This window comes from Burkholderia sp. PR2, assembly GCF_052372875.1.
GTDB lineage: Bacteria > Pseudomonadota > Gammaproteobacteria > Burkholderiales > Burkholderiaceae > Burkholderia > Burkholderia diffusa.
Window position 1 is genome coordinate 1,262,936 of record NZ_JBQRWH010000004.1, and the last position, 19,875, is coordinate 1,282,810.

General features: G+C 65.5%; 16 protein-coding genes. 15 read left to right on the forward strand and 1 reads right to left on the reverse strand.

Going from position 1 to position 19,875, the window contains the following annotated elements; translation table 11 throughout:
- The first annotated feature begins 6 nt into the window (after nucleotides 1-6).
- The 8 genes from gloB (at nucleotide 7) to ACT2FV_RS23190 (ending at nucleotide 10,544) form a co-directional block, all read left to right on the forward strand.
- The gene (gene gloB, locus ACT2FV_RS23155; RefSeq protein WP_151047849.1) at nucleotides 7-813 is read left to right on the forward strand and encodes a hydroxyacylglutathione hydrolase; all 807 of its coding nucleotides are present in this window, start codon (nucleotides 7-9) and stop codon (nucleotides 811-813) included.
- A gap of 153 nt (nucleotides 814-966) precedes the next feature.
- Nucleotides 967-2,568, forward strand: coding sequence for a transglycosylase SLT domain-containing protein (locus ACT2FV_RS23160; protein WP_151047848.1), 1,602 nt, complete (start codon nucleotides 967-969; stop codon nucleotides 2,566-2,568).
- Nucleotides 2,569-2,725: 157 nt separating this feature from the next.
- The gene (locus ACT2FV_RS23165) at nucleotides 2,726-3,958 is read left to right on the forward strand and encodes an MFS transporter (RefSeq protein WP_444504878.1); all 1,233 of its coding nucleotides are present in this window, start codon (nucleotides 2,726-2,728) and stop codon (nucleotides 3,956-3,958) included.
- A gap of 361 nt (nucleotides 3,959-4,319) precedes the next feature.
- On the forward strand, nucleotides 4,320-5,465 hold the full coding sequence (gene carA, locus ACT2FV_RS23170) for a glutamine-hydrolyzing carbamoyl-phosphate synthase small subunit (RefSeq protein WP_059523474.1): 1,146 nt from the start codon (nucleotides 4,320-4,322) through the stop codon (nucleotides 5,463-5,465).
- Nucleotides 5,466-5,502: 37 nt separating this feature from the next.
- Nucleotides 5,503-6,162, forward strand: coding sequence for a leucine efflux protein LeuE (leuE, locus tag ACT2FV_RS23175; protein WP_124905252.1), 660 nt, complete (start codon nucleotides 5,503-5,505; stop codon nucleotides 6,160-6,162).
- A gap of 59 nt (nucleotides 6,163-6,221) precedes the next feature.
- Nucleotides 6,222-9,476, forward strand: a complete 3,255-nt coding sequence (carB, locus tag ACT2FV_RS23180; RefSeq protein ID WP_151047846.1) for a carbamoyl-phosphate synthase large subunit — start codon at nucleotides 6,222-6,224, stop codon at nucleotides 9,474-9,476.
- Nucleotides 9,477-9,594: 118 nt separating this feature from the next.
- Nucleotides 9,595-10,071, forward strand: a complete 477-nt coding sequence (greA, locus tag ACT2FV_RS23185) for a transcription elongation factor GreA (protein ID WP_057927897.1) — start codon at nucleotides 9,595-9,597, stop codon at nucleotides 10,069-10,071.
- Between the two features lie 14 nt (nucleotides 10,072-10,085).
- Nucleotides 10,086-10,544: a DUF4149 domain-containing protein gene (locus tag ACT2FV_RS23190; RefSeq protein WP_059603594.1), complete on the forward strand. Its 459-nt coding sequence runs from the start codon at nucleotides 10,086-10,088 to the stop codon at nucleotides 10,542-10,544.
- Nucleotides 10,545-10,602: 58 nt separating this feature from the next.
- Here ACT2FV_RS23190 and ACT2FV_RS23195 read toward each other — a convergent pair whose 3' ends face one another.
- Complete coding sequence (locus ACT2FV_RS23195; RefSeq protein ID WP_124626665.1) at nucleotides 10,603-11,130, reverse strand: YhbY family RNA-binding protein; 528 nt, start codon at nucleotides 11,128-11,130, stop codon at nucleotides 10,603-10,605.
- A gap of 194 nt (nucleotides 11,131-11,324) precedes the next feature.
- Between ACT2FV_RS23195 and ACT2FV_RS23200 the strand changes: the two genes are divergently transcribed.
- The 7 genes from ACT2FV_RS23200 to pstA all read left to right on the forward strand — a co-directional run bounded on the left by ACT2FV_RS23200 (nucleotide 11,325) and on the right by pstA (nucleotide 19,869).
- Nucleotides 11,325-11,987: an RlmE family RNA methyltransferase gene (locus tag ACT2FV_RS23200; protein WP_059523464.1), complete on the forward strand. Its 663-nt coding sequence runs from the start codon at nucleotides 11,325-11,327 to the stop codon at nucleotides 11,985-11,987.
- Between the two features lie 166 nt (nucleotides 11,988-12,153).
- Nucleotides 12,154-14,049, forward strand: coding sequence for an ATP-dependent zinc metalloprotease FtsH (gene ftsH / locus ACT2FV_RS23205; protein ID WP_059603600.1), 1,896 nt, complete (start codon nucleotides 12,154-12,156; stop codon nucleotides 14,047-14,049).
- Nucleotides 14,050-14,209: 160 nt separating this feature from the next.
- The gene (gene folP / locus ACT2FV_RS23210; protein WP_437340724.1) at nucleotides 14,210-15,019 is read left to right on the forward strand and encodes a dihydropteroate synthase; all 810 of its coding nucleotides are present in this window, start codon (nucleotides 14,210-14,212) and stop codon (nucleotides 15,017-15,019) included.
- Nucleotides 15,020-15,055: 36 nt separating this feature from the next.
- A complete protein-coding gene (gene glmM / locus ACT2FV_RS23215) occupies nucleotides 15,056-16,411 on the forward strand; it encodes a phosphoglucosamine mutase (RefSeq protein WP_151047844.1) in 1,356 nt (451 codons plus the stop codon).
- A gap of 455 nt (nucleotides 16,412-16,866) precedes the next feature.
- A complete protein-coding gene (gene pstS / locus ACT2FV_RS23220; protein ID WP_124626659.1) occupies nucleotides 16,867-17,901 on the forward strand; it encodes a phosphate ABC transporter substrate-binding protein PstS in 1,035 nt (344 codons plus the stop codon).
- Between the two features lie 94 nt (nucleotides 17,902-17,995).
- A complete protein-coding gene (pstC, locus tag ACT2FV_RS23225) occupies nucleotides 17,996-18,979 on the forward strand; it encodes a phosphate ABC transporter permease PstC (protein WP_059603612.1) in 984 nt (327 codons plus the stop codon).
- Complete coding sequence (gene pstA, locus ACT2FV_RS23230; RefSeq protein WP_444504879.1) at nucleotides 18,976-19,869, forward strand: phosphate ABC transporter permease PstA; 894 nt, start codon at nucleotides 18,976-18,978, stop codon at nucleotides 19,867-19,869. The genes pstC and pstA overlap by 4 nt, the downstream gene beginning before the upstream one ends.
- The last annotated feature ends 6 nt before the right edge of the window (nucleotides 19,870-19,875 follow it).

A 19,875-nucleotide genomic window follows, 5' to 3' on the forward strand; every position in this document is an offset into this window, starting at 1 on the left:
GCGCCCATGAACGAGCTGGAATACGTGCCGGTTCCGGCATTCGAAGACAACTATATCTGGCTCGTCTCGGACGGCCGCGATGCGATCGCCGTCGATCCGGGTGAAGCCGCGCCCGTACGCCGTGTTCTTGCCGAACGCGGCTGGCGGTTGACCGCTATTTTACTCACGCACCATCACGCCGACCATGTCGGCGGTGTCGCCGCGCTGCGCGATGGCCAACCGGACGATGTGCCACTGGTCGTCTTCGGCCCGGCGGCCGAGGCGATCGGCGTGGTCATGCGGCCGCTCGAGGGCGGCGATCGCGTGACGCTCGACGCACCGGCGCTCACGTTCGACGTGCTCGACGTGCCGGGGCATACGCGCGGTCACATCGCCTATTTCCAGGCGGCCGGGCAGGGCGCCGCCACCCCTCATGTGTTCTGCGGCGACACGCTGTTCTCGTGCGGCTGCGGTCGCCTGTTCGAAGGCACGCCCGCGCAGATGCTGGCGTCGCTCGACGCGCTCGCGGCGCTGCCCGGCGACACCCGCGTGCATTGCGCACACGAATATACGCTGTCGAACATCCGCTTCGCGCTCGCGTGCGAACCGGGCAATGCGGCGCTCGCCGCCTGGCGCGACGAAGCGCAGGCGCTGCGCGCGCGCGGCGTGCCGACGCTGCCCACTACGATCGCGCACGAACGCGCCGTCAACCCGTTCATGCGGTCGGACAGCGCGGCCATCCATGCGACGCTCGAGGCCGAGCTGCACGAAACCGTGCCGGATCGCCTGGCGGCATTCACGCTGATGCGCGAGTGGAAAAACCGGTTCCGATGACGATTTCCGGAGGACTCCAAAAAGCTCAGGCAGAGCCTGTAAAAATTGCTCCAACTGTAGGATTTGGCTGAGTTTTCGGTGTTTTTATTGACGTGAAGCACGCACTTCCGTAGTATCGCCAGCAATTTCCAGCCGTCGGAAGCCGAGATTTTCATGCGACTTATATTGAGTGCGATGGTGGTCCTGCTGCTCGCCGCTTGTGCGAGCCAGGCTCCTGTCGCCAACAACGCCGCCGATTCGCAGGCAGCGTCCAACTACCTCCGTAAATCAGCCACCGCCAAAGAAACTGTCGACGTCGACAAGCAATCCGTCGGCGACCTGACCAGTGCAGATTCCGATCTCTGGGGCCGTATCCGTCGCGGCTTCCAGATGCCCGACCTGCAGAGCGACCTCGTCGACATGCAGACGACCTGGTACACGCAGCGTCCCGATTACGTGCAGCGCATGACCGAGCGCTCGCAGAAATATCTGTACCACATCGTCGAGGAGCTCGAAGCGCGCCACATGCCGACCGAGCTCGCGCTGCTGCCGTTCATCGAATCCGCCTACAACCCGCAGGCGCTGTCGGTCGCGAAGGCGGCCGGCATGTGGCAGTTCATGCCGGGCACCGGCCGCACGTACAACCTGAAGCGCAACATGTGGCAGGATGAACGACGCGACGTGCTCGCGTCGACGAGCGCCGCGCTCGACTACCTGTCGCGCCTGCATGACATGTTCGGCGACTGGTATCTGGCGCTGGCCGCGTACAACTGGGGCGAGGGCAACGTGCAGCGTGCGATCGCACGCAACCAGGCGGCCGGCCTGCCGACCGACTACCAGAGCCTGCGGATGCCGAACGAGACGCGCAACTACGTGCCGAAGCTGCAGGCGGTGAAGAACATCATCGCGAATCCGCAGCAGTTCGGCCTGACGCTGCCGGAGATCCCGAACCACCCGTATTTCGTGACGGTCACGACGTCGCGCGACATCGACGTGGCGGTGGCCGCGAAGCTCGCGAACCTGTCGCTCGACGAGTTCCGTTCGCTGAACCCGTCGTTCTCGAAGCCGGTGATCCTCGGCGCGACCGAGCCGCAGATCCTGCTGCCGTTCGACAACGCGTCAGCGTTCGAGAAGAACCTGAAGGCTTACAACGGCCAGTTGTCGACGTGGACCACCTATACGGTCAGCGAGCGCGCGCGCCCGGCCGCGATCGCCGAGAAGATCGGTGTCGACGCCGATACGCTGATGTCGGTCAACAAGATTCCCGCCGGCATGCGCCTGAAGCCGGGCTCGACGATCGTCGTGCCGCGCGGCGATGACGACGACGAGGACATCAGCGCGGACGTTGCGGAAAACGGCGTACTCGCGATGGAGCCCGACGTACCCGACACGCGCAAGATGCTGATCCGCGTGCGCCGCAAGCAGTCGATGGCGGCGATCGCCGGCCGCTACGGCGTGTCGGTCGGCCAGCTGAAGGCATGGAACCGCACGCATCGCGATCTCGCGATGCCGGGCCAGGCGCTCGTGCTGCACGTGCCGGTCGGCCGCGCGGTGCCGGCCGAGCCGGGTCCGGAGCGGATCGCGACGTCGACCTCCGGCGCGCATATCGAGCGTGCGAGCCTGTCCGTTGGCGGCAAGTCGCGCGGCGCGAAGCGCGGTGCCGCGAAGCCGGCGGCTCGCGCGACGAAGGCTGCTCCCGCGAAGGCTGCTCCCGCGAAGGCGGCGCCGGCCAAGGCAGCGCCGAAGGCCGCTGCAAGCAAGGGCAAGAAGAAGTAGCGCGACCGCGGCGCGGCGGTCCGGCCGGACCGTGCGTTTGCGTTATCATCCGATGAAACACGAAGCAACGCCGTCACCAAGGTGACGGCGTTTTCGTTTGTGCGCGGCAGCGGGGTCGCTGCTTCGCGGGGCCGGGATCGGATCACGAGGAGGAGCGATGTCGTCGGTGCAGGTGAGGGTGCTCGCGCTGTTTGCGGTCGGATATTTCGTGTCCTATGTGTTCCGCGGCGTCAATCTCGGCTTCGCGCCGTTCGTCACGCACGAGCTCGGGCTATCGGCCGCCGATCTCGGACTGCTCACCAGTCTCTATTTCCTCGGTTTTGCCGGCGCGCAGATTCCGGCCGGCGTGCTGCTCGACCATTTCGGCCCGCGCCGCGTGACGGCCGGGATGCTGCTGTTCGCGGCCGCCGGTGCCGCCGTGTTTGGCGTCGCGCACGACCTCGGCACGATGATGGTCGGCCGGCTGCTGATCGGCGTCGGCGTATCGGTGTGTCTCGGTGCGGCATTCAAGGCGCTCGCGCAGCATTTTCCGGTCGGCCGGCTGCCGCTCGTCAACGGTCTCGTGATGGCCGTCGGCGGCCTGGGCGGCGTCGCGGTCGGCTCGCCGTTGACCTGGCTCCTCGGCGTCACGAGCTGGCGTGTGATCTGCGGCGGCCTCGCGGTGCTGACGGTCGTCGTCGCGGCCGCGATCGGCTTCGGTGCGCCGGAAGCCGAGCGGCCGCGCCATCAGGGCGGGCTCGTCAGCCAGTTCAAGGGCACGTGGCACATCCTGGGCAGCCGCGCATTCTGGAAGATCTCGTCATTCTCGATCGTCACGCAGGGCGTGTTCTACGCGATGCAGTCACTGTGGGTCGGTCCGTACCTGCGCGACGTCGCGGGGTTCGATGCGCAGCGCGCCGCACGGCTCGTGTCGGTGCTTGGCTTCGCGATGATGGCCGGCTGTGTCGGTTTCGGCGCGGCGGCGCGTGTGCTCGAGCGCCGCGGGGTGTCCGTCCAGGCATTTTGCGGCGTCGGCATGGTGCTGTTCGTCGCCACGCAAATCGCGATCGTCGCGCGCGTGCCGCTGCCGTCGGCCGTGCTGTGGGCGGCCTACGGAATGTTCGGCGGCGTCGGGATCCTGACCTATGCTGTGCTTGCCGGTCACTTCCCGGCCCATCTGATCGGCCGCGCGAATACGACACTGACGCTCGTGATCTTCGTGCTGATCTTTGCGTTCCAGATCGGTATCGGCGCGGTGCTGTCGCACTGGCCGGCCGTCGACGGCCATTACCCGGCTGCCGCCCACGTCACTGCGTGGAGCGTGCTGCTCGCGCTGCAGCTTGCCAGCGCGGTCTGGTACGTGTGGCCCGCGCGCAGTGCTGGCAAGCACGTTGATCCGGCGGTACGCTGACGGGTAGGGCGGCTGCGGAAACGGGGCCGCAGCAAGGAATGTCGCGCCTGATGCCACGGCATTGCGCGCGCCGCATGCGTGATCGGACGGCCATATCAATTGAAGATAAGGTCATTTTCGGGCTATAATTTGAAAGTTTGTGCTGATCAACCTCGCACCCTAGCGCCTACCTCACTTATCCCGTTCATCCGCCGCACGCCGCCTGTCGGGCGATGCCGCGAAGCCTCGTGCGCCACGCGCCGGGTTCGCGTGCCGACACAGCAGGTCGCGTCCAGCTAGCGACTCCGCGCGCCTATGCAGCGCGGCGCTCGCGCGGCAGGGTAAACAGGTCGGCAGCAGGGTGTTCCCCAAGGAGCCTCCCGTGTTGCCGTCTTTTTCTCCCGCCTTGCTTGCACTCGCCGACGGCACGGTCTTTCGTGGTTATTCGATCGGGGCCGAAGGCCACACGATCGGTGAAGTCGTGTTCAACACCGCGATTACCGGCTATCAGGAAATCCTGACTGATCCGAGCTACGCGCGTCAGATCGTCACGCTCACCTACCCGCATATCGGCAACGTCGGCGTCAACGCCGAAGATGTCGAAGCCACGAAAGTCCATGCCGCCGGCCTGATCATCCGTGATCTGCCGACGCTCGCATCGAATTTCCGCATGGACCGCACGCTCGGCGACTACCTGCGCGACGAAGGCGTCGTCGCGATCGCCGGCATCGATACCCGCAAGCTGACCCGTATCCTGCGCGACAAGGGCGCGCAGAACGGTTGCATCCTGGCCGGCTCGAACGACGAGGCGAAGGCGATCGAACTCGCTCGCTCGTTCCCCGGCCTCGCGGGCATGGATCTCGCGAAGGTCGTGTCGACCACGAAGCCGTTCGAGTGGAAGCAGACCGAATGGCGCCTCGGCAGCGGCTACGGCATGCAGGAAGCGCCGAAGTACCGCGTCGTCGCGTACGACTTCGGCGTCAAGTACAACATCCTGCGCATGCTCGCGGAGCGCGGCTGCCACGTGACGGTGCTGCCGGCCGAGGCGAGCGCGGCCGACGCGCTCGCGCTGAATCCGGACGGCATCTTCCTGTCGAACGGCCCGGGCGACCCGGAGCCGTGCGACTACGCGATCGCGGCGGCCAAGGAGTTCATCGAGCGCGGCGTGCCGACCTTCGGCATCTGCCTCGGCCACCAGATCATGGGCCTCGCGGTCGGCGCGAAGACGCTGAAGATGAAGACGGGCCACCACGGCGCGAACCACCCGGTGAAGGATCTCGGCGACGGTCGCGTGGTGATCACGTCGCAGAACCACGGTTTCGCGGTCGACGCGGATTCGCTGCCGGCCAACGCGCGCGTGACGCACGTGTCGCTGTTCGACGGCACGCTGCAGGGCTTCGAGCTGACCGACAAGCCGGCATTCTGCTTCCAGGGTCACCCGGAAGCGTCGCCCGGCCCGCACGACATCGCGTATCTGTTCGACCGTTTCACCGCACTGATGGACGCGGCGAAGCAGCGCAACGCCTGACGCGACTGAAGCAACCGAAGAACGGGAGATTCGCATCATGTTCGGCCACGCACTCGGCATCACGGATATCTGGACCTACGTGTTCGGCGTGATCTTCATCATCCTGCTGCCGGGGCCGAACTCGATGTACGTGCTGTCGCTTGCGGCCCAGCGCGGCGTGAAGGCCGGCTATCGCGCGGCCTGCGGCGTGTTCCTGGGCGACACGGTGCTGATGGTGCTGTCCGCCGCGGGCGTCGCGTCGCTGCTGAAGGCGAACCCGCTGCTGTTCTCCGTCGTCAAGTACGGCGGTGCCGCGTACCTGCTGTACATCGGCACGGGGATGCTGCGCAGCGCGTGGCAGAAGCTGCGCGCGCGCACCGATGCGCCAGCCGATGCACCGCGTGCGGTCGACGGCGAGCGGCCATTCCGCAAGGCGCTGATCGTGAGCCTCCTGAATCCGAAGGCGATCCTGTTCTTCATCTCGTTCTTCATCCAGTTCGTCGACCCGGCGTTCCCGCATCCCGCGCTGTCGTTCGTCGTGCTCGGGGCGATCGCGCAATGCGCGAGCTTCCTCTACCTGAGCACGCTGATCTTCGCGGGCGCGCGGCTCGCCGAGCATTTCCGCCGCCGCCGCAGGCTCGCGGCGGGCGCGGCGAGCAGCGTGGGCGGCCTGTTCATCGGTTTCTCGGTGAAGCTCGCGCTCGCCACCATGAGCTGAGCGCAACCGCCGATCCGCGACAACGCCACGACAAAGATTACTTACTGAATTCACAAGCCATGCCAAAACGCACAGACATCAAAAGCATCCTCATCATCGGCGCCGGCCCGATCATCATCGGCCAGGCGTGCGAGTTCGACTATTCGGGCGCGCAGGCTTGCAAGGCGTTGCGTGAGGAGGGCTACAAGGTCATTCTCGTCAACAGCAACCCGGCGACGATCATGACCGACCCGAACACGGCCGACGTGACCTACATCGAGCCGATCACGTGGGAAGTCGTCGCACGCATCATCGAGAAGGAGCGCCCGGACGCGATCCTGCCGACGATGGGCGGCCAGACCGCGCTGAACTGCGCGCTCGACCTGCACCACCACGGCGTGCTCGAGAAGTTCGGCGTCGAACTGATCGGCGCGTCGCCGGAAGCGATCGACAAGGCGGAAGACCGCCAGAAATTCAAGGAAGCGATGACCAAGATCGGTCTCGGCTCCGCGAAGTCGGGCATCGCGCACTCGATGGAAGAGGCGACCAAGGTGCACGCCGAGATCATGGCGGAGACGGGCGGCAGCGGCTACCCGGTCGTGATCCGTCCGTCGTTCACGCTCGGCGGCTCGGGCGGCGGCATTGCGTACAACCGCGAAGAGTTCGAAGAGATCTGCAAGCGCGGTCTCGACCTGTCGCCCACGCGCGAGCTGCTGATCGAAGAGTCGCTGCTCGGCTGGAAGGAATACGAGATGGAAGTCGTGCGCGACCGCGCCGACAACTGCATCATCGTGTGCTCGATCGAAAACCTCGACCCGATGGGCGTGCACACCGGCGACTCGATCACGGTCGCGCCGGCGCAGACGCTCACCGACAAGGAATACCAGATCCTGCGTAACGCATCGCTCGCGGTGCTGCGCGAGATCGGCGTCGACACCGGCGGCTCGAACGTGCAGTTCTCGATCAATCCGAAGGACGGCCGCATGGTCGTCATCGAGATGAACCCGCGCGTGTCGCGTTCGTCGGCGCTCGCATCGAAGGCGACCGGCTTCCCGATCGCGAAGGTCGCGGCCAAGCTGGCGGTCGGCTACACGCTCGACGAGCTGAAGAACGAAATCACCGGCGGCCAGACACCGGCGTCGTTCGAGCCGACGATCGACTACGTCGTCACGAAGATCCCGCGTTTCGCATTCGAGAAGTTCCGTGAAGCCGATTCGCGCCTGACCACGCAGATGAAGTCGGTCGGCGAAGTGATGGCGATCGGCCGCACGTTCCAGGAGTCGTTCCAGAAGGCGCTGCGCGGCCTCGAAGTCGGCGTCGACGGTCTCGACGAGAAGTCGACCAACCGCGACGAGATCGCGATCGAGATCCACGAGCCGGGCCCGGACCGCATCTGGTATGTCGGCGACGCGTTCCGCATCGGCATGACGGCCGAGGAAATCTTCGCGGAAACCGCGATCGATCCGTGGTTCCTCCATCAGATCGAGCAGATCATCCTGAAGGAAAAGGCGCTCGCGGGCCGCACGCTCGCGTCGCTGACGTTCGACGAGCTGCGCTACCTGAAGCAGAGCGGCTTCTCCGACCGCCGCCTCGCGAAGCTGCTCGGCGCGACGCCGGAAGACGTGCGCCGCCGCCGCATCGAACTCAACGTGCGTCCGGTGTACAAGCGCGTCGACACCTGCGCGGCCGAGTTCGCGACCAAGACGGCCTACATGTACTCGACCTACGAGGAAGAGTGCGAGGCGCAGCCGACCACCAACAAGAAGATCATGGTGCTGGGCGGCGGCCCGAACCGGATCGGCCAGGGCATCGAGTTCGACTACTGCTGCGTGCACGCAGCGCTCGCGATGCGCGAGGACGGCTACGAAACGATCATGGTCAACTGCAACCCGGAAACGGTGTCGACCGACTATGACACGTCCGACCGCCTGTACTTCGAGCCGCTGACGCTGGAAGACGTGCTCGAGATCGTCGACAAGGAAAAGCCGGTCGGCGTGATCGTCCAGTACGGCGGCCAGACGCCACTGAAGCTCGCGCTCGACCTCGAGGCGCACGGCGTGCCGATCGTCGGCACGTCGCCGGACATGATCGATGCGGCCGAAGACCGCGAACGCTTCCAGAAGCTGCTGCAGGACCTCGGCCTGCGCCAGCCGCCGAACCGCACCGCACGCGCCGAAGACGAAGCGCTCAAGCTCGCCGAGGAAATCGGCTATCCGCTGGTCGTGCGCCCGTCGTACGTGCTGGGCGGCCGCGCGATGGAAATCGTCCACGAGCCGCGCGACCTCGAGCGCTACATGCGCGAGGCCGTGAAGGTGTCGAACGATTCGCCGGTGCTGCTCGACCGCTTCCTGAACGACGCGATCGAGTGCGACGTCGACTGCATCTGCGACGGCGAAGCCGTGTTCATCGGCGGCGTGATGGAGCACATCGAGCAGGCGGGCGTTCACTCGGGCGACTCGGCATGCTCGCTGCCGCCGTACTCGCTGTCGAAGGAAACGGTCGCCGAACTGAAGCGCCAGACGGGTGCGATGGCGAAGGCGCTGAACGTGGTCGGCCTGATGAACGTGCAGTTTGCGATCCAGCAGGTGCCGCAGGCGGACGGGTCGAAGCAGGACATCATCTACGTGCTCGAAGTGAACCCGCGCGCATCGCGCACGGTGCCGTACGTGTCGAAGGCGACCAGCCTCCCGCTCGCAAAGATCGCGGCGCGCGCGATGGTCGGCCAGAAGCTCGCGCAGCAGGGCGTGACGAAGGAAGTCGAGCCGCCGTATTTCAGCGTGAAGGAAGCGGTGTTCCCGTTCGTGAAGTTCCCGACCGTCGATCCGGTCCTCGGGCCTGAAATGCGTTCGACCGGCGAAGTGATGGGCGTCGGCCAGACGTTCGGCGAGGCGCTGTTCAAGTCGCAGCTCGCGGCCGGTTCGCGCCTGCCGGAGTCGGGCACGGTGCTGCTGACCGTGATGGACGCCGACAAGCCGAAGGCGGTCGAAGTCGCGCGCATGCTGCACGACCTCGGCTACCCGATCGTCGCGACCAAGGGCACGGCTGCCGCGATCGAAGCGGCCGGCGTGCCGGTGAAGGTCGTCAACAAGGTGAAGGACGGCCGTCCGCACATCGTCGACATGATCAAGAACGGCGAGATCGCACTCGTGTTCACGACGGTCGACGAGACGCGCCAGGCGATCGCCGATTCGCGTTCGATCCGCATGAGTGCGCAGGCGCACAAGGTCACGTACTACACGACGATGTCGGGCGCGCGCGCGGCCGTCGAAGGCTTGCGCTACCTGAAGGATCTGGAAGTCTATGATTTACAAGGTCTTCACGCTCGCCTAAACTAAGCGGTCAGTTACCTGTCGAAGCAACACGTGCCGCGATTAAGCGGTGTTTCCGGTTCGCCGGAAATGCGCTTAATCGCGGTGATTTTTTTTAAAGCCGTTTTTAGCGATTGAGCCGTTTATGAGCACCATTCCGTTGACAAAGCGTGGCGCAGAACTCCTGCGCGATGAATTGCAGCGCCTCAAGTCCGTCGAGCGGCCGGCCGTGATCAACGCGATCGCGGAGGCCCGCGCACAGGGCGACCTGTCCGAAAACGCCGAATACGATGCCGCGAAGGAAAAGCAGGGCTTCATCGAGGGTCGTATCGCGGAACTCGAATCGAAGCTGTCGGCCGCGCAGGTCATCGATCCCACCGTGCTCGACGCCGAAGGCCGAGTGGTTTTCGCATCGACGGTCGAACTCGAGGATCTCGAGTCCGGCGACACCGTCAAGTACCAGATCGTCGGTGACGACGAAGCCGACATCGATCACGGCCTGATCTCGGTCAGCTCGCCGATCGCACGCGCACTGATCGGCAAGTCCGAAGGCGACGTCGCGGCCGTGCAGGCGCCGAGCGGCGTGCGCGAATACGAAATCATCTCGGTCAGCTACATCTGAAGCGGGGCGACGTGATGCCGCATCGCGTGTTCCGTCTGCTGTCGGCCGTGTGGGTCGGCAGCCTGCTGACGATCGGGTATGCGGTCGCGCCCGTGCTGTTCAAGACGCTGGAGCGGATGACGGCCGGCACGGTCGCCGCCCAGTTGTTTCGCATCGAGGCGATCCTCGGTGTCGTATGCGGTGTGTTGCTGCTCGCGCTGTCGAACCAGCAGGTGCGGCGCGGCAGCGGTGATTACCGTCGCGTGCGCTGGATCGTCGCGGCGATGGTCGCGTGCGTGCTGGTCGGGTATTTCGCGCTGCAGCCGTTCATGAACGCGCTGCGGGTGGCCGCGATGGAGGCGGGCACCGATATCGCGAACTCGCCGTATGCGAGCCGCTTCGGGATGCTGCACGGCGTCTCGAGCCTGTTCTATCTCGTCGAGAGCGTGCTGGGGCTGATGCTGATCTGGCGTTTGCCGGCGCAAGACGCCTGAACGGCCTGAGCGCCGCACCGGCAGGGCAGCACGGGCTGCCCCGTGCCGCGCGGCAGGATTACTTGTCCTGGTGCGGCCGCTTCGTGCTGGCCTGGCGCTTTTTCGCGCGCTTCACGTTGCCGCCCGCCGTCACGCGCTCGTTGCCGCGCACGACGACCTTGGTCGGCTTCGGACGACGCACGGGGCTCGCGTTCGGCGACACCTTGACGACCTTGACGGTGCGCGGCGCACGGCCTTTCTTGTCGTCGACGGCTTCGGCTGCGCTCGGCAGCGCGCCGGCACGACGACCGCGGGTCGGGGCCGCCACGGCAGCCTCGGGCTTCCAGATCACCAGCAGCTTGCCGATGTGCTGGATCGGCGCCGCGTTCAGGCGGTCGCAGATCTCGTCGTAAATGGCGACGCGCTCGTCGCGCTCGTCACCGAACACACGGATCTTGATCAACTGGTGCGCGGCGAGGTGTACCTTGATTTCCTTCAGCACGGCGTCGGTCAGCCCTTCGGCGCCGATCAGCACGACGGGCTTGAGCGCATGGGCCTGGGAGCGCAGCGCGGAGCGCTCGGCGGGGGAAAGCGAAAGGGCGGGCATGGAAATGTCGAAATCTAAATAGGGGCGCGCTGCATCAGAAGCGAATCGCGGGAAGTTACCGCATCAGCCGCGCGCCGAAACCACGTAAAATCGCGGCTTGGGCCCTGGAAGGGGCCGTAGCCGCGCGAAGAAGACGCGTATTATCCGCCAAAAGCACGGCTTCACGAAGCAAATAGCAGCAATCTCTCTCTCGAATGGCAAAAAACCGCTTTAACCAGCACTGGCTGCACGATCACATCAACGACCCGTACGTCAAAATGGCGCAGCGGGAGGGCTATCGCGCGCGTGCCGCGTACAAGCTGAAGGAAATCGACGAGCAGGACAAGCTGATCCGTCCGGGCCAGGTGATCGTCGATCTCGGCGCGACGCCGGGCAGTTGGAGCCAGTATGCCCGCAACAAGCTCGCGCAGGGCAAGAAGCGTGACGCGGAGCGCGAAGGCGGCATCGACGGCACGATCGTGGCGCTCGACATCCTGCCGATGGAACCGATCGCCGACGTCCACTTCCTCCAGGGCGATTTCCGCGAGGACGAGGTTCTTCACCGGCTGGAGGAAGTGCTCGAAGGCCGCTCGGTGGACCTTGTTATTTCGGACATGGCCCCCAACCTCTCGGGCGTGGCCTCGGCGGACGCGGCGCGCATCGAGCATCTGTGCGATCTGGCGCTCGAATTTGCGCAGAATCATCTGAAGCCGGAAGGTGCGCTGCTCGTGAAGTGTTTCCACGGCAGTGGCTACAGCCAGATCGTCGAAAAGTTCAAACAGCAGTTTAAGATCGTCGCGCCGCGCAAGCCGAAGGCGTCGCGCGACAAATCGTCCGAAACGTTCATTTTGGGCCGGCAACTGAAGCATCCGCGGTGACGCGGCGCGCTGTGCCGCAAACGGGCTCCGGCCCTTGCCAGACAAGCGAAGCGCTATTGCGACGGTTGTCAATGCTTATGGCAGGGGTGGTCGGACTGGATTAGAATGACCGAGGAGCGCCGCAAGGAAAATGTAGGCGCTCGTCTACGAGTGAAGGAGTGGTGCTTTGAACAACAATATGTTTTCGAAGGCAGCGGTGTGGCTGGTGATCGCACTGGTGCTGTTTACGGTGTTCAAGCAGTTCGATAAGCCCCGCGTCCAGGAAGGTGTGTCCTATTCGCAGTTCATGGACGACGCCAAGAACGGCAAGGTCAAGAACGTCATCGTGCAGGGGCGCAACCTCACCGTCACTCCGGCTGATGGCCAAAAATACCAGATCGTGTCGCCCGGCGACATCTGGATGGTCGGCGATCTGATGAAGTACGGCGTGCAGGTCAGCGGCAAGGCCGATGACGAACCGAACGCGCTGATGTCCGCGTTGTACTACCTCGGGCCGACGATCCTGATCATCGTGTTCTGGTTCTACATGATGAGACAGATGCAGGGAGGCGGCAAAGGCGGCGCATTTTCGTTCGGGAAATCGCGGGCGCGGCTGATCGACGAGAACAACAACGCGGTGAACTTCTCCGACGTCGCGGGCTGCGACGAAGCGAAGGAAGAAGTGTCCGAACTCGTCGACTTCCTGCGCGACCCGCAGAAATTCCAGAAGCTGGGCGGTCGCATTCCGCGCGGCGTGCTGCTCGTCGGCCCCCCGGGTACCGGCAAGACGCTGCTCGCCCGCGCGATCGCCGGTGAAGCGAAGGTGCCGTTCTTCAGCATCTCGGGTTCCGACTTCGTCGAAATGTTCGTCGGCGTCGGCGCGGCCCGTGTGCGCGACATGTTCGAGCAGGCGAAGAAGCACGCACCGTGTATCGTGTTCATCGACGAAATCGACGCGGTCGGTCGTCATCGCGGCGCCGGCATGGGCGGCGGCAACGACGAGCGCGAGCAGACGCTGAACCAGATGCTGGTCGAGATGGATGGCTTCGAAGCGAACTCGGGCGTGATCGTGATCGCCGCGACCAACCGTTCCGACGTGCTCGACAAGGCGCTGCTGCGTCCGGGCCGTTTCGACCGCCAGGTCTATGTCGGCCTGCCGGACATCCGCGGTCGCGAGCAGATCATGCGCGTGCACCTGCGCAAGGTGCCGATCGCGAACGACGTCGACGCAGCGGTCATCGCGCGCGGCACGCCGGGCTTCTCGGGCGCCGATCTCGCGAACCTCGTGAACGAAGCGGCGCTGTTTGCCGCACGTCGCGGCAAGCGCATCGTCGAGATGCAGGATTTCGAGGACGCGAAGGACAAGATCTTCATGGGTCCGGAGCGCAAGTCGGCGGTGATTCGCGAAGAAGCGAAGCGTGCGACGGCTTACCACGAGTCGGGCCACGCGGTGATCGCGAAGCTGCTGCCGAAGGCCGACCCGGTGCACAAGGTCACGATCATCCCGCGCGGTCGCGCGCTGGGTGTCACGTGGCAGCTGCCGGAGCATGACAACGAGACCTACTCGAAGGACTACCTGCTCGACCGCCTGGCGATCCTGTTCGGCGGCCGCGTGGCTGAGGAGCTGTTCCTGAACCTGATCAGCACCGGCGCGTCGGACGACTTCAACAAGGCGACGCAGACGGCGCGTGCGATGGTGGCGCGTTTCGGCATGACCGACGCGCTCGGACCGATGGTCTACGTCGACGACGAGAACGACAGCAGCCCGTTTGGCCGCGGCTTCACCCGCACGATCTCGGAAGCGACGCAGCAGAAGGTCGACAGCGAAATCCGTCGAGTGCTCGACGAACAGTACGGCCTTGCGCGTCGCCTGCTCGAAGAGAACCGCGACAAGGTCGAGGCAATGACGGCCGCGCTGATGGAGTGGGAGACGATCGACGCCGATCAGATCAACGACATCATGGAAGGGCGTCCGCCGCGCTCGCCGAAGAGCTCGCCGGCCGTCGGCGGCGATTCCTCGGGTGGCGGCACGGCCGCCGAAGTGAAGCCCGGCAACGCGCCGGCGCCTGCTTCGCCCGCCTGACCTTCGCCGTAGCACCGTTCACGGGCTGGTGTGGCTTCACACCGGCCCGTTTTGCATTCATCAACGTCTCCCGCCCGTGCCCGAATCCGCAGTTCCAGCCTCCATCCCCGCGCCGCTCCAGTGCGGCCGTTTCTCGCTGACGTTCGAACGCCCGCTCGTGATGGGCATTCTCAACGCCACCCCCGATTCGTTTTCCGACGGCGGCCGCTTCCTCGCGCGCGACGATGCGCTGCGCCAGGCCGAGCGGATGATCGCCGAAGGCGTCGACCTGATCGACATCGGCGGCGAGTCGACGCGTCCCGGTGCGCCGCCCGTGCCGCTCGACGAGGAACTCGCGCGCGTGATCCCGCTCGTCGAAGCGCTGCGGCCACTGAACGTACCGCTTTCGATCGACACCTACAAGCCGGACGTGATGCGTGCGGCGCTCGCTGCCGGCGCGGATATGATCAACGACATATGGGGGTTCCGCCAGCCGGGTGCGATCGACGCCGTGCGCGAAGGCAACGGCGGGCTGTGCGCGATGCACATGCTCGGCGAGCCGCAGACGATGCAGGTCGGCGAGCCCGACTACGGTGACGTCGTGACCGACGTGCGCGACTTTCTCGCCGCACGCGTGCAGGCGCTGCGCGACGCGGGCGTCGCGCCGGAACGGATCTGCGTCGACCCCGGGTTCGGATTCGGCAAGGCCGTGGTCGACGACAACTACGCGCTGTTGGCCGCGTTGCCGGACACGGCCCCCGCGCGGCCTGACGGGCGCGCGTATCCGATTCTCGCAGGCATGTCGCGCAAGTCGATGCTCGGCGCGGTGATCGGCGGCAAGCCGCCGATCGAACGCGTCGCGGCGAGCGTGGCGGCCGCGTTGTGCGCGGTCGGGCGCGGTGCGGCGATCGTGCGTGTGCACGACGTCGCGGCGACGGTCGATGCACTGAAGGTCTGGAACGCCGTGCGCGAAGCCGCGCGGCAACGATAAGTCAGAAGTCAGAAAGACGAAGGAGGAAGGTTCGCCATGGGACGTCGATATTTCGGCACGGACGGCATTCGCGGCACGGTGGGCGATGCGCCCATCACGCCTGATTTCGTGTTGCGTCTCGGCTATGCAGCCGGCAAGGTACTGGCCGGCGCGGCCGACGTCGCGGCGGGGGTACGTCCGACGGTGCTGATCGGCAAGGACACGCGCGTGTCGGGCTACATGCTCGAGGCCGCGCTCGAGGCCGGTTTTTCGGCGGCAGGCGTCGACGTGATGCTGGCCGGCCCGATGCCGACGCCGGGCGTCGCATACCTGACGCGCGCGCTGCGCCTGTCGGCCGGTGTCGTGATCAGCGCATCGCACAACCCGTATCAGGACAACGGGATCAAGTTCTTCTCGGCCGATGGCAACAAGCTGCCCGACGATACCGAGGCCGAGATCGAAGCATGGCTCGACAAGCCGCTCGAATGCGCGTCGTCGGACCGGCTCGGCAAGGCGCGCCGCCTCGACGACGCGGCCGGCCGCTACATCGAGTTCTGCAAGAGCACGTTCCCGGCTGCATACGACCTGCGCGGGCTGAAGCTCGTGATCGACTGCGCCCACGGCGCCGCGTACCAGATCGCACCGCACGTATTCCACGAACTCGGCGCGGACGTGATCCCGATCGGCGTCGCGCCGAACGGCTTCAACATCAACGACGGTGTCGGCGCGACGGCGCCCGACGCACTGGTGCGTGCCGTGCGGGCGAACCATGCGGACCTCGGCATCGCGCTCGACGGCGATGCGGACCGCCTGCAGGTCGTCGATTCGACGGGCCGGCTGTACAACGGCGACGAGTTGCTCTACGTGCTCGTGAAGGACCGGATTGCGACCGCCGGCAAGGTCGACGGCGCGGTCGGCACGCTGATGACGAACCTCGCGGTCGAGGTCGCGCTGCAGCGTGAGGGCGTGCAGTTCGTGCGTGCGGCCGTTGGCGACCGCTACGTGCTCGAACAGCTGCGCGAGCGCGGCTGGCAGCTTGGCGCGGAAGGCTCAGGCCACATCCTGTCGCTCGACCGCCATTCGACCGGCGACGGCATCGTGTCGGCGCTGCTCGTGCTGGCCGCGCTCAAGCGCAGCGGCCGCACGCTTGCGCAGATGCTGGACGGCGTCACGCTGTTCCCGCAGAAGCTGATCAACGTGCGGATGAAGGCGGGTGCCGACTGGAAGGGCAGCGTATCGATTCGCGCGGCGATCGACGCAGCCGAAAGCGCGCTCGCCGGCCGCGGCCGTGTGCTGATCCGCGCGTCGGGCACCGAGCCCGTGCTGCGCGTGATGGTCGAGGCACAGCATGCGGCCGACGCGACCCTTCACGCGGAAGCGATTGCCGACGCGGTGCGCGCGGCGACAAGCTGAGCCGAACCGGTGACGGCGCGCGACGGTCAGGCCGTGTGCGCGCCGCCTCTTTGGTGATTCGACGGGCGGCGCTCTCAGGCGCCGCAATTCGTCAGACGCAAAGGTTTGCGCTATTAAATAGAGGGCGACTTCGGCGCGGATTTCGTCTGACGGAGGAAAACATCCGACCCTGAATTGCATTGGCTGTGGCGATGGGTTTTCCTGCCCCCACGTGCGGTGCATATGTTTCGCTCCGGGCCTCGCATCAGCGGGTACCGAACAGCCCTTCCTGACCGGTAATTCTTGCCGTCATTCCCGCCGCGCTGCCCTTGCGCGGCCGCCCTCACAGGGCCCGATACTCCCTTTCAACCAGTCATGCTACTGTCACACCAGTTTCATCGATTGTCACATTATCGTCATGAGGAGCCCCTAACCTTCGCGGTGCCGTAGTCATCCGCTCACACACTGGAGGTCTCATGAAATTGATGCAAACCGCGATTGCCGGCCTGGCTGGCGCGCTTTTCGCAGTCGCCGCGCAAGCTGCCGACATCACGGGCGCAGGCAGCACGTTCGCGATGCCGATCTATACGAAATGGGCTGCCGACTACCAGCAGTCCGGCGGCGCGAAGGTGAACTACCAGGGTATCGGTTCGTCGGGCGGCCTCAAGCAGATCAACGCGAAGACGGTCGATTTTGCCGGTTCGGACGCGCCGCTGAAGGATGAAGAGCTCGCGAAGGAAGGCCTGTTCCAGTTCCCGACGGTGGTCGGCGGCGTGGTGCCGGTCGTCAACGTGCCGGGCGTGAAGGCCGGCGAACTGACGCTGTCGGGCCCGGTGCTCGGCGACATCTACCTCGGCAAGATCAAGAAGTGGAACGACCCGGCGATCGCCGCGCTGAACCCGAAGGTCAAGCTGCCGGATACGGACATCGCGGTCGTTCGCCGCGCTGACGGTTCGGGCACGAGCTTCATCTGGACGAACTACCTGTCGAAGGTCAACGACGAGTGGAAGTCGAAGATCGGCGAAGGCACGACGGTCAACTGGCCGACGGGCACGGGCGGCAAGGGCAACGACGGCGTCGCGGCCTTCGTGCAGCGTCTGCCGGGCGCGATCGGCTACGTCGAGTGGGCGTACGCGAAGAAGAACAACATGACCTACACGGCCCTGAAGAACTCGACGGGCACGGTGGTCGAGCCGAAGACCGAAACGTTCAAGGCTGCTGCTGCTGGCGCGAACTGGTCGAAGTCGTTCTACCAGATCCTGACGAACCAGCCGGGCAAGGAAGCATGGCCGGTCGTCGGCGCGACGTTCGTGCTGCTGCACGCGAAGCAGGACAAGCCGGAGCAGGGTGCCGAAACGCTGAAGTTCTTCAGCTGGGCGTTCAAGAACGGCGAGAAGGCAGCCGACAGCCTCGACTACATCTCGCTGCCGTCGTCGGTCGAGACGGAAATCCGCAAGCAGTGGAAGACGAAGGTGACGGACGCATCGGGCAAGCCGGTCGCCGCAGAGTAAGCAATCCAGCGGTTCGCTGCCCGGCCGTGCCGGCCGGGCAGTGTGTGCGGTAAGGCCGGGCGTCACGGCGCCCGGCGATCCAGAACAGGCGCCCATGTCTGATATTTCCTACACGTCTTCTCGGCCCGATGTCGCGCAGCAACGCGCGCCGAGCCGTCTCGGAGACGTTCTGTTCGGCGGCCTCGCACGGCTCGCCGCGATCGTGACCCTGCTGCTGCTGGGCGGGATCATCGTTTCCCTGATCATTGCGTCGATGCCGACCATCCAGAAGTTCGGCCTCGGCTTCTTGTTGCAAACCGAGTGGGATCCGAACTCGGATATCTACGGTGCAGTGGTGCCGATCTACGGCACAATCGTGACGTCGCTCATCGCGCTTGTCATCGCGGTGCCGGTCAGCTTCGGCATCGCATTGTTCCTCACCGAATTGTCGCCCGTGTGGCTGCGTCGCCCGCTCGGCATCGCGATCGAGCTGCTCGCCGCGATTCCGTCGATCGTGTACGGCATGTGGGGCCTGCTCGTGTTCGCGCCGATCTTCGCTGAATACTTTCAGAAGCCGATCGGCCGTCTGTTCAAGGACGTGTGGGTGCTCGGTCCGCTGACGGCGGGCCCGCCGATCGGCATCGGCATTCTCGCCGCCGGCGTGATCCTTGCGATCATGATCATCCCGTACATCGCATCGGTGATGCGCGACGTGTTCGAAGTCACGCCCGTGCTGCTGAAGGAATCGGCCTACGGGATCGGCTGCACGACGTGGGAAGTGATGTGGAAGGTCGTGCTGCCCTACACGAAGACCGGCGTAATCGGCGGGGTGATGCTCGGCCTCGGCCGCGCGCTCGGCGAAACGATGGCCGTGACCTTCGTGATCGGCAACACCAACCTGCTCGACAGCGTGTCGCTGTTCGCGCCGGGCAACAGCATCACGTCGGCGCTCGCGAACGAATTCGCGGAAGCGGAACCGGGCCTGCATACGTCCGCGCTGATGGAGCTGGGCCTGATCCTGTTCGTGATCACGTTCATCGTGCTGTCCATCTCCAAACTGCTGCTGCTTCGTCTCGAGAAAGGAGAGGGCAAGAAATGAGCGAGCCCGTCATGAATTTCCCGGGGCCGAACGGCGCCGCGCTCGACGCGATGCGCAACCGCCTGCAGCGCAAGCGCAAGGTGACCAACGCGATCGCGCTGACCGCGTCGCTCGCCGCAATGGCGTTCGGCCTGCTGTGGCTTGTATGGATTCTCTACACCACGGTGCATCTCGGCGTCGGCGGTCTGTCGCTGCAGCTGTTCACCGAATCGACGCCGGCACCGAACACGGAAGGCGGCGGTCTGGCGAACGCGATCGTCGGCAGCCTGCTGCTGTGCGGTTTCGGCACGCTGGTCGGCACGCCGATCGGCATCCTCGCGGGCGTCTATCTCGCCGAATACGGCCAGAAGAACCTGCTGGCGGGCACGATCCGCTTCATCAACGACATCCTGCTGTCGGCGCCGTCGATCGTCATCGGCCTGTTCGTGTACGCGATCGTCGTCGCGAAGTCGGGGCGCTTCTCGGGCTGGGCCGGCGTGATCGCACTCGCGCTGCTGCAGATCCCGATCGTGATCCGCACGACCGAGAACATGCTGAAGCTCGTGCCGAACGCGCTGCGCGAAGCAGCCTTCGCGCTCGGCACGCCGAAGTGGCGAATGGTGCTGAAGATCACGCTGCGCGCATCGGTGGGCGGCATCATCACGGGCGTGCTGCTCGCGATCGCGCGGATCGCCGGCGAAACGGCGCCGCTGCTGTTCACCGCGCTGTCGAACCAGTTCTTCTCGTGGGACATGAGCCAGCCGATGGCGAACCTGCCCGTGACGATCTACAAGTTCGCGATGAGCCCGTTCGCGGAATGGCAGTCGCTCGCATGGGCGGGCGTGTTCCTGATTACGCTCGGGGTGCTCGGACTCAACATCCTGGCGCGCTCGGTCTTCTCGAAAAAGTAACGGCGG